This is a genomic window from Luminiphilus sp. nBUS_16 (assembly GCF_051201645.1).
Lineage (GTDB): Bacteria > Pseudomonadota > Gammaproteobacteria > Pseudomonadales > Halieaceae > Luminiphilus.
The window spans coordinates 2,247,154-2,260,858 of sequence record NZ_CP179205.1; the positions used below are offsets into that span (position 1 = coordinate 2,247,154).

Annotated in this window: 12 protein-coding genes; 4 read left to right on the forward strand and 8 right to left on the reverse strand. The window is 51.0% G+C overall.

Going from position 1 to position 13,705, the window contains the following annotated elements:
• Positions 1 to 3 precede the first annotated feature (3 nt).
• The 3 genes from ACMAY6_RS10000 to ACMAY6_RS10010 all read right to left on the reverse strand — a co-directional run bounded on the left by ACMAY6_RS10000 (position 4) and on the right by ACMAY6_RS10010 (position 3,626).
• Positions 4 to 1,008 (reverse strand): zinc-dependent alcohol dehydrogenase family protein, encoded by a 1,005-nt coding sequence (locus ACMAY6_RS10000; RefSeq protein ID WP_435211488.1) that lies wholly within the window; start codon positions 1,006 to 1,008, stop codon positions 4 to 6.
• Between the two features lie 122 nt (positions 1,009 to 1,130).
• Positions 1,131 to 3,080: an amidohydrolase gene (locus tag ACMAY6_RS10005; RefSeq protein ID WP_435211490.1), complete on the reverse strand. Its 1,950-nt coding sequence runs from the start codon at positions 3,078 to 3,080 to the stop codon at positions 1,131 to 1,133.
• Positions 3,081 to 3,119: 39 nt separating this feature from the next.
• Positions 3,120 to 3,626 carry an META domain-containing protein gene (locus tag ACMAY6_RS10010; RefSeq protein WP_435211491.1) on the reverse strand — a complete coding sequence of 169 codons (507 nt, stop codon included), beginning with the start codon at positions 3,624 to 3,626 and terminating at the stop codon, positions 3,120 to 3,122.
• Positions 3,627 to 3,860: 234 nt separating this feature from the next.
• Between ACMAY6_RS10010 and ACMAY6_RS10015 the strand changes: the two genes are divergently transcribed.
• Positions 3,861 to 4,079, forward strand: a complete 219-nt coding sequence (locus tag ACMAY6_RS10015) for a DUF2835 family protein (RefSeq protein ID WP_435211493.1) — start codon at positions 3,861 to 3,863, stop codon at positions 4,077 to 4,079.
• A gap of 158 nt (positions 4,080 to 4,237) precedes the next feature.
• Here ACMAY6_RS10015 and rmuC read toward each other — a convergent pair whose 3' ends face one another.
• Entirely contained in the window at positions 4,238 to 5,908 is a 1,671-nt protein-coding gene (gene rmuC, locus ACMAY6_RS10020) for a DNA recombination protein RmuC (RefSeq protein ID WP_435211495.1), read from the reverse strand.
• 113 nt (positions 5,909 to 6,021) lie between these two features.
• On the reverse strand, positions 6,022 to 6,411 hold the full coding sequence (locus tag ACMAY6_RS10025; RefSeq protein WP_435211496.1) for a Rid family hydrolase: 390 nt from the start codon (positions 6,409 to 6,411) through the stop codon (positions 6,022 to 6,024).
• Between the two features lie 471 nt (positions 6,412 to 6,882).
• On the opposite strand from ACMAY6_RS10025, the gene ACMAY6_RS10030 reads away from it, so the two are divergent.
• Both ACMAY6_RS10030 and ACMAY6_RS10035 read left to right on the forward strand, forming a co-directional pair.
• Positions 6,883 to 7,146: a hypothetical protein gene (locus ACMAY6_RS10030; protein ID WP_435211498.1), complete on the forward strand. Its 264-nt coding sequence runs from the start codon at positions 6,883 to 6,885 to the stop codon at positions 7,144 to 7,146.
• Between the two features lie 37 nt (positions 7,147 to 7,183).
• Complete coding sequence (locus tag ACMAY6_RS10035) at positions 7,184 to 8,704, forward strand: sodium/proline symporter (RefSeq protein WP_435211499.1); 1,521 nt, start codon at positions 7,184 to 7,186, stop codon at positions 8,702 to 8,704.
• Between the two features lie 102 nt (positions 8,705 to 8,806).
• On the opposite strand, the gene ACMAY6_RS10040 is transcribed toward ACMAY6_RS10035, so the two are convergent.
• The gene (locus ACMAY6_RS10040) at positions 8,807 to 8,974 is read right to left on the reverse strand and encodes a hypothetical protein (RefSeq protein WP_435211501.1); all 168 of its coding nucleotides are present in this window, start codon (positions 8,972 to 8,974) and stop codon (positions 8,807 to 8,809) included.
• Between the two features lie 525 nt (positions 8,975 to 9,499).
• Between ACMAY6_RS10040 and ACMAY6_RS10045 the strand changes: the two genes are divergently transcribed.
• The gene (locus tag ACMAY6_RS10045; protein WP_435211502.1) at positions 9,500 to 10,366 is read left to right on the forward strand and encodes an SDR family oxidoreductase; all 867 of its coding nucleotides are present in this window, start codon (positions 9,500 to 9,502) and stop codon (positions 10,364 to 10,366) included.
• A gap of 293 nt (positions 10,367 to 10,659) precedes the next feature.
• Here ACMAY6_RS10045 and ACMAY6_RS10050 read toward each other — a convergent pair whose 3' ends face one another.
• Both ACMAY6_RS10050 and ACMAY6_RS10055 read right to left on the reverse strand, forming a co-directional pair.
• On the reverse strand, positions 10,660 to 11,460 hold the full coding sequence (locus ACMAY6_RS10050; RefSeq protein ID WP_435211504.1) for a sterol desaturase family protein: 801 nt from the start codon (positions 11,458 to 11,460) through the stop codon (positions 10,660 to 10,662).
• A gap of 626 nt (positions 11,461 to 12,086) precedes the next feature.
• Positions 12,087 to 13,100: a hypothetical protein gene (locus tag ACMAY6_RS10055; protein ID WP_435211505.1), complete on the reverse strand. Its 1,014-nt coding sequence runs from the start codon at positions 13,098 to 13,100 to the stop codon at positions 12,087 to 12,089.
• Positions 13,101 to 13,705: the final 605 nt, after the last annotated feature.

The window sequence follows — 13,705 nt, forward strand, 5'->3', positions numbered from 1 at the left end:
GCCTTACAGTTCGACACAAATTTTTCCGAAATGTTTCTGCGACTCTTGATGCCGAAATGCCTCGCCCAGACCCTCTAATGGCATTGAGCAGTCTACGACGGGTTGCAAACCATGGGCTTCAATGGCCGCTGACATAGCGAGCTGATCACTGTGACTACCAACCGTAATGCCACTCAGACGTCCATTCTTGGTCATCAAAGCTGCTGTCGGTACCTCACCAGAAAAACCTGTCAACACACCGATAAGGCTGATACAGCCGTCGACAGCCAAGGCATCAACTGACTGAGGCAAGTTCCCTGGCCCTCCAACTTCAACCACAAGGTTTACACCACGGCCCCCCGTCATCTCAAAAGCCCTCGCCCCCCAATCGGCATTTTCACGATAGTTAATCAAATGCTGTGCTCCCAGTTCGCCTAGGCGCTCAAGCTTTGCGTCAGAGGACGACGTCGCGATGACTCGGCAGCCCATCATGCGGGCAAATTGCAGTGCAAATACTGAAACGCCCCCACTTCCTTGAACGAGCACCCAGTCCCCGGGTTGCAGGGCAGTCTCAACGCACAGTGCCCGCCAAGCCGTTAGGCCCGCACAGCTAAGGGTTGCGGCTTCAATGTGACTCAAATTTGTGGGCGCCTGACTAAACGCGCTGGCTGGCACAGTGACTGTTTGTGCCGCAAACCCGTCAACATGATCTCCAGGTACACCCTGAAGGCATGCGGCTGTCGGACGACCACTGATCCATTGGGGGAAAAAGTGACTGATCACATTGTCCCCTACTGAAAAATCCCGTACGCCCTCTCCCACCGCGGTCACAACACCCGCGCCGTCTGACATGGGAATTCGTCCATCTGCAGCGGGAATCAAGCCGACGACAACCGCGTAGTCGTGGAAATTCAGGGAGCTCGCTTTGATCGTGACCTGAATTTCATGGGACTGCGGAGCTCGTGGTTCAATATCGATGAGTGAAAGTTGGTCTATACCCCCTGGGGCTGCGAGTGACATGGCCTGCATAACAAATCCTTGCTCTAAAACGAATTGAGTGTCGCTCCGCTGCCTCGACCAGGCCCTTTAGCCGGGTAATATCGCGGTGCTTTCTTTTCTCTCTACCTCTGCCTTTTCTCTCTACCTCTGCACTAACTTGAGCTGCACAGGGCCGCAAAAGCAGAGGCGACATCAGAAGCTGTGCCACTTGCAGTGTCAATGATTTCCCAAGGGCGGACGCATGCGCCTTCTTTCTCGCACCACTGGTATCCCGCAGACCCAATACACCCATTGCTATCTGAATCACCACCGACCAGCGAAGCTGGCGTTGGAGATTCACTGGCAGCACGATAGACCGTTTGCCCGTCGTTAATCGTCTCCAAAACCTGAATTTCCGCAATCTTCAATGGATCTATTGTAAGTGGATTTTTCGAGAGAACCACAAAGTCAGCCTGCTTACCGACTTCGATCGAGCCCTTTTGCTGTTCTTCAAAATGCTGGTAAGCGGGCCAAATTGTGATCGCCTTAAGGCCTTCATAAGGTGTAACGCGCTGATCAGCGCCCAGCACCACACCGCTTCGAGTCACTCTCGTGACCGTTGCCGACAAGACACGCATCGAATCTGGCCTCGCAACAGGCGCATCGTGATGCGACGAGAAAATCATCCCAGCATCGAGGACATCTCGCGTCGGCGAGATATAAGCGGCTCGCTCTGGCCCTAGCACTGACTCACGGTGCCAATCTCCCCAATAAAAGGTGTGCATAGGGAACAGTGAAGGCATTACCCCCAGTTCCTTGAGACGACCAATTTGGTCTTTACGCAAGGTTTGTCCGTGGATGAGGACATTACGACGATCACCCAATCCATGTACTGCAACAGCGCGCTCTATGGCGTTGAGAAACCGATCGATCGCGGCATCGCCGTTGCAATGCACCAGAACTTGCCGGTTATTAGCAAACGCATCCATCACCTCGTCATTGACCTGCTGTTCGGTCATCGCGGGATAACCCACGTAATCTGCCGGCTGACCATGAGGGGCTACGAAATAAGGCTCGCTTAGCCACGCAGTCTTTCCTTGCGGCGACCCATCAATGGTGAGCTTTACACCCGCAATGCGAAAGCCATTGGAGTACCCAATGCCCTGATAAGCCGAACCGGAATAGTAAGGCGATGCCGCTATTTGGTCTTTCGCTGTGTAATCAAGGTACAGGGCAACGTCGATTGGCAGCGCTCCTTGCTCGACGCGAGTTTGTGCCGTGACCAGCGATGAGGCGAAAGCGCGCCCTTCTTGGGCCGTTGTGTAGCCGTAGCTTGCAAATAACTCCACGCCCTGCTCGAAAAGATCGATTGCGTAGGCGGGTTCAATACTGGACTGAAAAACCCGTAAAGCGCTGAAAAATGCGTTTTCTTCGAGCACGCCATTAGGCGTTTTTCCATCGTCCTCACAGCGAATCGATCCGCCCGGAATTTCCTTGTTGCAATCGTCTATTCCAGCAAGTGCAAGCGCTCGGCGATTAAACACGCCGAAGTGGCCTGACTGGTGAATCACCATGAGCGGTTTTTCCTCGGTAACCATTGATAGTTCGTCAGCCGTGGGGAAAATGCCCTCTGACAACTGAGAATCATCAAACCCAAAACCCAGCAACCAACCGGTTCTCTCTATGAACTCAACTCCAGAATTGGAACCCCGCCAATCCCTCAACGTCGCCACAAGGCTCGCAAAATCTGTGACTTCACCATCGGGGATGGGCAGCAAATTGGCGCTTGCCGCTTGAAGGCCCGCACTCACAACGTGCCCGTGTGCATCGACGAAGCCAGGCACCATAGTGTTACCTTGCAAATCGATTTGCTCAGTCGTTTCAGCGATGAACGGTTGTAGACCCGCTAAAGCGCCAACATAAGTAATTAGCCCATCTCTAGTCGCCACCGCCAATGCCTTGGGGTTGTCATCGTCAACGGTAATGATCTTCCCGTTAAAAAAGACCTTGTCGGCCGGCAACTTCTCTACAAGCTTGGATTCCGCGACGGGCGTGTCTGGACTGCCACAGGCAACCATGGCTAGCGTCAGTGCAAAGCTGGCTAAAATTGTGTGTCTGCGCATAACATTTCCCTCTAGATGTGACGGGCTGATACTTTCTTATCAAAAGTACACTGCGATAAATTCGGCAGTACTCACCCCTGACTTATTTAGTAACGTTAATGCTTCATCAAAGATCATAAAAGAAGTTGCCTGTTCAAGCACTGAAAGGAACTGCACCTCGGCGGGCATAATGTCTACGCACGCTTTTCGTGTTGTCATTAACGCAGTCAGAGAAATTTGACTGTCATTCGCCTCAAAAGTGCCAGAAAAGTTATTACAACCCGCGAATCCTCGTGCCTCTTGATCTTCCTCACGAAGCTGCAGATAGGCCTCTTTGCGTTGCGACCTCATCATCTCTACCGGCTCGCCGTTGAGCTTAATTAACTTCCAGTAGGTATTCGTGAGCGGCGTGTCAACGTCTGTAAGACTTGGCGCTGCGGCCGTAGCAAAAGCCTTGACCAAAGAATGAGGAGCGGATTCAGAAGGCTCTGAGGGGGTTGAGGTTGAGGCACAGCCTACTACTAGTGATGCCGCGCAGATCAGCCGCAATAATATTGCCACTTTCATATTTGACTCCATGTCTTAGTACTATCAACTCGCTATGCGTGCTGAGGGCTCATCAGGGCCCGCGTTTTGCCATTAATTGGCAGTCCATCAAACAAACCAATACTTAAAAGTTAACTCCCGTGAACGCGCCCTGACTGATAACATATTCATGTCTGACGTATACAGGGTCAGTCATTAAAAGGATCGATAACATTTGACCCGTGTACTTACTTTCTGCTCAGAGGTAGATAAACAGTGCCCCAGGCAACCTTTGATATCGCACTAAGCACCGAAAAAACTCTTCTGTTTTATAAGGCCAAAAAAAGCAGAGTGCAAGTTTTAGCACACGATGGCAGAACCCTTAATCTTCCCTGGGAGCTTTTCAAGCCCTACATTACCTCAACGGGAATCTGCGGCACCTTCACTATATTTTTTGATCACGATGGCAAATATGAACGGCTGGTCGCAGTATGAACGAGTGCGACCTTGGTGAGACAAGACTACCTCATGCAAAATTTCCGATATTTTTCTTGAATCGGCCGCTACTTAAGCTCGGTAACTGACAAGGTGCATCCCTTGGAATATTTGCAGCGCAATGAGAACCCGCCTTCAGAAGCCTCATACCCTGCCACTCAGTCTGAGGGGGAATCCGTACCGGTAATGGCTTTTTTCTCTTCTGATGCAAGGGCCGGCGCATGGTCATCAGGTAGCTGGGCTAAAGATGCCTCGGGCTCTTCTATTGGCTCTAAAACAAGGTCCAGTCGGCTGGTCTCAAGCTCAAAATCTCGCGGCTCTAACTCTGGCAAACCCTTAGAAATTTTTGTGGATATTTTTTCGAACTTCTCGACCTTACCAAAGAGCCCTTGCTTTCCAGCCAACGCAACTACGGCTTTATTGTAGTGATTCCCTACAGTCGTTAAAGACCCTCCCAAGCTACGCAGTCCCTCTGCCACGCCCGCGACCTTATTATAAATATCGGCAGCCATGTCACTAATTTCTCTCGCCTCAGCATTGCTGCGCTCAAGCATCCAGAGATTTGCGACAGTGCGCAAAATAGGAATCAATGTTGTATGTGACACTAAAACGACCTGTCTACTGAAGCCGTACTGAAACAATTCTTTATTATGCTTCAGCGCTTCGATGTAAGCTGATTCCATGGGCATAAACATGAGCACATAGCTGGGGCTTTTCATCCCTGTAAGGTTGGTGTAATCCTTCGAGGCCAAATCATCAATGTGCTTTCTAACGGCTAAAACATGTTCCGACATCGCACGCTCGTAGTGCTCGGGAGTCTCTGCAGCTATCGTTCTCTCATAAGCATTGAGCGTGACCTTGCTATCGATAATAAGCTGACGGTCCTCCGGTAGACGCACCAAAAAGTCTGTTCGCTTCACTTTCCCCGCGCTGTCGGAAAAGCTGTCTTGCATTGTGTAGTGATCCCCCTCGATCAGACCACTGATCTCAAGGGTTCGCTGCAGCTGCGCTTCACCCCAGGCCCCTCGCTGTTGCGAGTCACCTTTTAATGCGGTTGTGAGATTGCTAGCGTCCTGGCCGATTTTTAAACCTAAATCCTTGACGCCATCGATAGCTTGCTGCAACGAAGTATGGCTTTTTGTCGATGCATCATGAACTTCGTTAACTCGACTTTGAAAGCCCGCTATTTGCTCCTGTAACGGCTTTAGGATGCCTCCCAACGTTGTCTGATTTGTCTCTGCGAACTGCTTGCCTTTTTGCTCAAAAACTTTGTTAGCGAGATTTTCAAATTGTTGATTCAAGGACTCACTAGAGTTTTTGAGAAATTCTTTCTGATCTTTAATTTTTGCTTCCTGTTGCTCTCGCTCTGTCGCTAGCACTGCAGCTTCGGTGGTTTGTTGTTCCAATTTTTCGAGGAGCTGCTGCCGTTCAGATTTCAGCTCATCGAGGTCTCGCTGTAAGCCCAACATGCGCGCTTGCGCAGCACTAAGCTCTGCCTGCCCTTGGCGTAACTCCAATACTTCGCCTTCGATTTTGGCGACCTGCGCTGTGAGCCGCTGTTTCTCGGCTTGGGCAAACTCGTTTTCTTTTTCGAGCCGCAGACCATCATCCTCGCTTTCTCTCAGCGCCTTTTTGGCCTCGTCTCGATCACTTTCAGCCAACGCCACTTCCACCTTCAACTGGTCGCCACTCTCCTGTGCATTGCGCAGCTGCAATTCGAGCGCGGCCACCTTAGAGCGACTACGGTACCCCGCAAAAAAATAGGTCAGCAGAATCACAATCAGTGCAGCGATCACAAATCCCACCGACGTCTCACCGGTAATGGGCATCAGACCTCGCCTATGAAAACTGAAATTTTATCGGTCATTAAAAACGGTACTCTTGGTGTGGCCTTTTTGCTTTTATCGCAACAGTTCGTTGGATTAAAGCCCCAGTCAAGCTCTCAAAGCTTTGCAATTACCTTAATTTCCACCTTTAAACTCGGGTCCACTAAAGCAGAGACACCAATGAGTGTTTGAGCGACTTCGGGCTTCTTACCATAAGCCGTTTGCCTAGCTCCAAAAACAGCAGGTACCTGACTCATACACTCCTTCATGTCTGTGACGAAGAACGTTTCATCCACGATATTATCCATCGTAGCCCCAAATTCAGAAAGGACCGATGCAATATTTCTGTACGCCGCTTCCACTTGTGCGGGTAAATCAGATGGAATTTCTCCAGCCTCTGTCATTCCTACCTGACCGGCCAAATACAATGCGTCACCCACCCGTACACCTTGGCTAAAAAAATCGGCGTAGGGACCGGCTTTGTACAACTCTTTTTCTATAGACATAAGCTCTCGTTGGAAGGCTGAAGTTGAGTGACACACAATATAACAAGCGGCAGGCGTTGTGACCCCAAGACAACAGGCAAAAACAAGCGGAAGTCCTTTGCGTGATTACTGCCCCAGCGCATTACCCTGCTGCCGCATTAGAACAAACCCAGCGCTCGCGGGTGATACCGGGTGAAAATTGCAGCCAGTAAGCGCCTCAGGCGGTTCAAAAACTGTTCCATGACATCAACTTCGCTGCAACCGGTTCAAAACTCACACTGCCCAAACTTGTTCTTGGAGCCAATTCGCTGCTTAGGTCTTTAAAAAAACTTTAAATATTTCAACCAAAATGGCAATCCCACTGCTTTACGACGCAATCCTCAGGGTACGCTTTAAGCCACCAGTTAATAATGCAACCATCAGGGTTAAGTGGCGCCAATTTTTCCCGTATATTGACTATTCAAGGCATAGCGACAAGAGGAGAACCCATTTGTGGCGAATTTTGTTTTTACCGATATTTTGTTTTTGTCGGGGGTTATCCTACTGCTGGTATCCGGCGTTTGGCTCTACGCCAAGAGAGACTCCGCCGAACCGGATCCTAAGTATCAATACTTTGGCCCCCCTACCAAGGAATCGCAATCGATAGAGCCCGGAGAACGCGCTGTTTTTGGGCCCGCTGATCCAGCCGACGAAGGCGTTTTGTGGAGCGCCTACAGCCCCGTTGACCCAACCGATCGAAAACGCCGACATCGTTAGCCACAATACAGCCGTCACCTACCCGATGGGCACTTGAATGCTTGAAAAATATTTCATGATTGCGCTCTACTTTGGCCTCCTTCTGATGCTGGGCTTCGTGGCCTCAAAGCGCGTCAAGACCATGAAAGATTTTGTTGTCGGCGGTAAGTCTCTGGGTTTCTGGGTGGCAGCCTTCTCAGCGCAGGCAACGGGGGAATCAGCTTGGCTGTTATTGGGGCTTACCGGTATGGGAGCCATGATTGGATTTTCTGCCTACTGGGTTGTGCTCGGCGAGTTGCTTGGCGTGTTTGTAATGTGGTTTTTTATGGCCTCACGCTTTAAGCGTTTGACCGACCGCTACGATGCGATAACTGTTATCGATTATTTAGTGACTCGCTTTCGCAGCAAGACCCATACGCTACGCGTGGTCGCAGCGCTGAGCCTTTGCATCTTTGTTCTGATCTACATCGCCGCGCAAATTGATGCAACAGGATCTGCCTTCGAAACCTTTCTGGACTGGCCCTACTTCACGGGTGCCATTTTTGGCTTTAGCATAGTCACCATTTATTGTTTGGCGGGGGGGTTTCTCGCCGCTGCTTGGACCGACATGTTGCAGGGTGCCGTAATGTTGGCATGCCTCATGTTACTCCCCACGGTAGCCATTCTGACCATGGCTAATGCGGGTTCAATTTATAACGGGCTTGCCACCATCGACGCTAGCCTAGTCACTGCATGGGGTACCGGGGGCCCCACCCTGCTCAACATTGCCGCGGTGATAGGTATGGCCCTGATCGGGCTCGGTTTTTTGGGGTCGCCACAGGTATTTGCGCGCTTAATTGCGATCCGCAGTGATCAACAAATTCACCGCGGTAAATGGGTCGCATTAGTTTTCACTCTGCTGGTCGATTTCTCTGCGGTCACGATTGGCATCTTAGGCCGCTTCATTTTCACTCAAACAGGTGCAGATCCAGAAGTTGTTTTGGGCAACGGCGCTCAAAATGTATTGCCCGAGTTGGTCGAGTATACCTTTCCCCCGTGGATCGTAGGACTGTACGTAGCGGCCGTATTGTCTGCCATCATGTCAACGGTATCGTCACTTATCGTGATGGCAGCAGGCTCTCTCACTCACGATCTCTATGGACAAATTTATAACCCAACCTTGAGTGACGCTCAGGCGGCCAAGCTTTGCCGGATAATGACATTGGCGCTGGCACTTATAGCGCTGCTCATTGCTGTGACGGTAGCGATTATGTCCCCTGACCGCACAATTTTTTGGTTTGCCATCTTTGGTTGGTCCGGCATCGCCGCGACCTTTTGCCCTATGATGATTCTCTCCCTGTTTTGGTCAGGGTTTACTGAGCGCGCTGCCATAGCCTCTATGCTGGCTGGATTTTTCATGACCATCGCCAGTAAATTTTTACTTCAAGACCTCCACAGCGTTGGGGAATACTTTGCTGCACTCGAAACAATGCCCCCGGCTTTTCTAGCGGCACTCATCGTTGGGTATTGGGTCTCTAAGGTCTGGCCAGACGCGGGCCTTGCAGCGCGTTATCAGGAAGACCTGACACACTGCGAGTGAACATAAGTGTGCTTTGGAAAATTGGCTGCGGGTTAGCTCGAGCTAACAAGCGGCGTGCACTGCTATGGGCAACCCCTCATGCACCCCCCGGGCGTAGCGCCCTCAGTCGTCCCTGCCCTCAACCGCGTCCTGCTCTTGCCGCCGTTTAAAATACCGCACGAACTTTTTTGAAGCGCTATAAAACAATCCCGACGCTACTACTACAACAGCTAACAAACTGAACATCATGGGGTAACCCATCTGTCCTAAAATTGATGTTGAATCGCTCATCCTTTGTCCTTTTTTTACACTGCGCGCTGCAGGATCATTGGTGACGGTAATCGTCTTATCCTGTGGGAACCAGACCCATGCGAGCGCCGTTTATCAAGGCCCGCTGAAGCTCCGCTAAACGCATATCGAGCCCGGTACTCGCAACACGCGCTGTCCTATAGTATTGAGTTGCAGCCTCTATGACTATATTTACTCGGTGGGAACAGTGGCGATTAAGCGCCCCAAGAAAAAATGTCCGGCACGGGGCTGGGTTTCTAGGTTGAGCATCAGCTATCGCGTCTACAAGCTGCGAAACTCGAAGGCTCCCAAAAGACTGACAAGAATGCCTCAGCCATGCAGCAGCAACGGGGGCACTGATAATGATGCGGACTTAATACTGCTGTTGCCAACCGACGCGGCACCAGATTCTGCTCCCAGGACAGGCTGTCATTGTTTTTGAAACCGTCTACGAGCTCTTTTTTCTGATAACCTCGGTCCCCTTACATCGATATGAACAGTAACTCCCCCAGACAGAGCGAGACCGTAATGAGTTTGCAAGGAAAAACAATTTTCATCAGCGGCGCCAGCCGCGGTATCGGACTGGCCATTGCCAAACGCGCGGCCCGGGACGGGGCAAATGTTGCGATTGCGGCGAAAACTGCCGAGCCGCACCCTAAGCTCCCGGGCACGATCTACACCGCTGCCCAAGAAATCGAAGACGCGGGTGGCGCGGCACTGCCCGTCCTGTGTGACATACGCTTCGAGGACCAGGTACAGGCCGCGGTGCAACAGACTGTCGATAAATTTGGGGGCATCGATATCTGCATAAATAACGCTAGTGCCATTAGCCCGACTGGCACCTTAGATACCGAGATGAAGCGCTACGATTTGATGAATGAAATTAATACGCGTGGGACTTTTTTGGTATCAAAAACCTGCATCCCATTCTTGCAGAAAGGCAGCAACGCGCACATTTTAAACCTTGCCCCACCTTTGGACATGCAAGCCAAATGGTTTGCACCACACGTTGCCTACACGATCGCCAAAATGGGCATGAGCCTGTGTACGTTGGGCATGAGTAAAGAACTGGCGCCAGACGCAATTGCAGTCAACTCGCTGTGGCCGCTGACTGCCATTGATACTGCAGCCGTTCGCAACGTTCTGGGCGACGATGAAATGGTCAAAGGGTGCCGATTGGTTTCAATCATGGCAGATGCAGCCTACGCCATACTTTGCCGAGACTCAGCCACATGCTCTGGTAACTTCTACATTGACGAGGAGGTTCTCCGTGCCGAGGGCGTGACCGATTTCGATCAATATGCAGTTGCACCCGGTGCCGACCTTTTTCGGGATTTCTTCGTACCGGACCAAGTGGCCGACAGCTTACCCACTAAGACCATTGGCGGTTACTGAAGCTGCAATGTGGCTGCGTCACAGCGCGTACATAACAAAAAAACTTCAATAACTGAGCTTTGTTAGGAGCCTACCTTCCTCTCCAGAGTCTAAATCAACTGGGGTGTGCGGCAAGGAGGCTCACTGCGGCCCTATCCGAGGCAGCCCGGCGAAGCACACTCAGAGTTAATGCCGGGGTTCGCTGCTAGGGAGGGCCGTAGCGTTGCCACTGCTGCCTGCCGGATTGTTTAGTTCTGTCGAGGTTAGGAACGCGATTATCCAGTCACCCATCGGCTGCAATGGTCTGCGGCACATTAGGCTTTTTCTTGCTCTCGCGGGGGGCGCAGCCACAGTTGCCACAACTGTCCAGAGGAACGTGCGGCAAAAGACTCCCGAATGAGCCTGAGCCACTCGGCAAACGCGATGCGCAACGGATTATAGGTATTGATGTTGGTCAGAAGACCGTACTGTACTTGAGCCACCTCGGCCTGGAAGGTGCCAAACATTCGGTCCCAAATAATTAAAAAGTTACCGTAGTTCTTGTCAACGTACTCGGGATTTGAACCATGATGAGCGCGGTGATATGAGGGGGTCACAAACACCCATTCGATGGGCGCCCAGAGCTTTTTGATCACCTCGGTGTGAGTCCAGAAGCCATAGATTGTGGCAATTGCACCAGCACTGGCTATTACAAGCGGGTCAAACCCGATTAACGGCAGTGGCCAGTAAAAAAGCATCTTGGTGAAAGGCCCTGTAGGGGACTGCCGCAACGCGGTACCGAAGTTCATGTGTTCGCTAGAGTGATGCACCACATGGGCACACCACAAAAACCTCACCCGGTGCTGGGCGCGGTGGTACCAATAAAAAACGAAGTCAATCGTGATGAAGGTGAGCAGCCAGCCCCAAGGTCCAGCTGGCACCTCGAACACCCGAAATTGGTATAACCAAAAATGCAGCCCTATCAGCGCACCGCCAATGGTGAACCGTACTAAAATATTAATACCCAACTGCGACATAGAACCGCCAAAGTCCCGAATCGCGTAAACACTCTGCCCACGAAAGCTCGTCCAGGTGGCCTCAGCCACTATGAACAGCGCAAATACAGGCAGTGCCATGATCATTAAATCCATGGCAATAGTGTAACTAAGTTCTGCAGCGCAGTCTGAGTAAGACAATAATAGTTGGAGGGCAATGAGGCAGGTAATAACTTATGCAGGTGACAATCTAGAAAGACACTGTGGCTTTATTACAGCAAATCCTGCCGAGTCCCACGGTGCGCTCGCAAGGCCACTCCATCGCCTGTGGCAGATTCAGTCGATCAGTCGATCAGTCGGTGGATTCTGGAGAACGCGCCAACAGCCCCCCAAAGAGCCAGCAAATGCCAGATAAACTCAACGAGTAAAAGCCGGTAAGCCAAACACCACAGCTAGGAGCGGTTAATTACTGGGCCAGCTGGGTAGGGTCTAAGAAAAGCTAACATCTGCACAAACATTGTGCTTTTGGGGATATGGCAGCGCGGACAGTCGCCGACTAAGCCTCCGAATCCATTTACATCGCAATATTCGTGCTGTCATGCGTATTGTTATGGCCCGGTCGACACCCCAATTGGACTTTGTTCCTATCCTTTTTAGGGGGCCACTCGGAGCAGCCATATCGTGATGAGCGGCAGTCAGAATCGTTGCGGAGCTGACGAGATGAACCTGTGTTCACCCCGGGCGCACCTGGTCAAATTTGACAGCAACTACTGAGCTTTAACGGCAGAAATAATGGGGTCTTCTGCACTATTAATCACCTTGGGATTTACGCCGTAATGACGTGAGGTGAAGGTGAAGTCATTGCCTTGTGTATCAATATTATTTTTCGCGTTTTCGCCGCAGTTAAACGATACGGTGACTGTGCCATCGCTGTTCTTATCCCACATATGCGAATTGATGCTGCGGACATCTTTCATCAAGTATTTATCACTATCGTAAGCAGTGATCGACGTGAAAAACTTATTCTCTGGGTCATTGAATGTCGAGGTATAGCAGGTGCCGGCCTTCATTTTTGAGCTGTTGGCATATTTATTCCCGACAAACGCTTCAGGGCTTGCGCCTCCCCAGCCTGCCGCATTTTCTAAATTCCACTGGTGCAGATCGGTGACGTCTTTGGACGTGCGAGGAAACGTGTAGGTGAAGTTATCCATGCTGTTCACTTCTTGTGTGTATTTCTTTACCCACTTTTCGACTTCGTCGTAATCGTACGGCTGCACCTTATAGCTCGTGGCGAAGTTAATGTCTGTCACGTCCACTTTGCCTAAATTTGCTTTAGCGGCGTCGATGCCGTTCTCGGTCCCGGAGCGATAAATTAGGAATGCGTATTGCGATTCAACCGGCAGGTTATAAACACCATCTTCTACAACATATTGCTGCCCGTGTCCGCGTTCGGTAACCACTTGCACGGCGAGGTAGTTATCCGTTTCAGGTATTGAAAACGTCACCTTGCCGTCAACGGCTTCTGCAATGGCCGCACCATAAAGGGTGTCGTCGTTCATTTGCACCGTTGCAGCTGCTTTACCGCGAGGAGGCAGGCCAGGCATTATGACGAACCCTTTGTTCGCGCCCTGCGCCGCCCAGTTGCGGTAGTTTCGCGCGGTTTCAGCGTGAGAGAAGTTTTCAGCCGTTACCGGAATGGTGGTATCGCTGGCTGCAATGTTAATCGAGGCAAGTAAGGAGATTGCAGAGGTAAGAAGAGTGGAATTCCGTAGAGTTTTCATTGACGAATACCTTTTGTTTTAATTGCTTTTTCACTGCTATGTCGTTAACAGCTCATGAGTTTTGGGTCTAAAACCTGTCCTTATGCAAACACTTGCCACCTTTGTTGAGACTTTCTTGGTGGTAGAAGCCTGCCGCCGCTAGGCGATGACGTAGCCCTTGGTACGAGAGATGGCCAATTCTATCCTGAGTGTGGGGGCTAAATCCTTAGCAAAAGGCGACTGTGAGCAGACAAACCGATGGGCAAATATTGAAAGAGAGCTGAGCCTCTAGCGCCTAGCCCCACGGTGCACTAGAGCCACCAAAAACTACTTTTTGCTAACAGATGAAGCACCCAACAGCTGCCCAAGCGCGAACTGCCCCAAGAGTGCGTGTAAGCTTTGTGGTTACTGTTATTGTTCCTCCCCAGACACATCAGAAGTGGATATTGAAAGGGAGGAGTGAGCAGGCCCAATACCTGCCGACACACTCGGGCTGCTGAACTGCTGTCCGCTAATGTCAACCCGGCGGCGGCTGCCAAGCAGATGGGACACACGGTTGAGATGTTTTTGCGGATCTACTCAGAGTACATCGAGGAGTATGCCGACAAGCAGATCTTTGACACTCC

Coding starts and splice junctions, on each gene's coding strand:
- ACMAY6_RS10055 (WP_435211505.1), bottom strand. CDS start 13,100: ATGAAAACTCTACGGAATTCCACTCTTCTTACCTCTGCAATCTCCTTA.
- ACMAY6_RS10045 (WP_435211502.1), top strand. CDS start 9,500: ATGAGTTTGCAAGGAAAAACAATTTTCATCAGCGGCGCCAGCCGCGGT.
- ACMAY6_RS10050 (WP_435211504.1), bottom strand. CDS start 11,460: ATGGCACTGCCTGTATTTGCGCTGTTCATAGTGGCTGAGGCCACCTGG.
- ACMAY6_RS10000 (WP_435211488.1), bottom strand. CDS start 1,008: ATGCAGGCCATGTCACTCGCAGCCCCAGGGGGTATAGACCAACTTTCA.
- rmuC (WP_435211495.1), bottom strand. CDS start 5,908: ATGCCCATTACCGGTGAGACGTCGGTGGGATTTGTGATCGCTGCACTG.
- ACMAY6_RS10025 (WP_435211496.1), bottom strand. CDS start 6,411: ATGTCTATAGAAAAAGAGTTGTACAAAGCCGGTCCCTACGCCGATTTT.
- ACMAY6_RS10010 (WP_435211491.1), bottom strand. CDS start 3,626: ATGAAAGTGGCAATATTATTGCGGCTGATCTGCGCGGCATCACTAGTA.
- ACMAY6_RS10005 (WP_435211490.1), bottom strand. CDS start 3,080: ATGCGCAGACACACAATTTTAGCCAGCTTTGCACTGACGCTAGCCATG.
- ACMAY6_RS10035 (WP_435211499.1), top strand. CDS start 7,184: ATGCTTGAAAAATATTTCATGATTGCGCTCTACTTTGGCCTCCTTCTG.
- ACMAY6_RS10040 (WP_435211501.1), bottom strand. CDS start 8,974: ATGAGCGATTCAACATCAATTTTAGGACAGATGGGTTACCCCATGATG.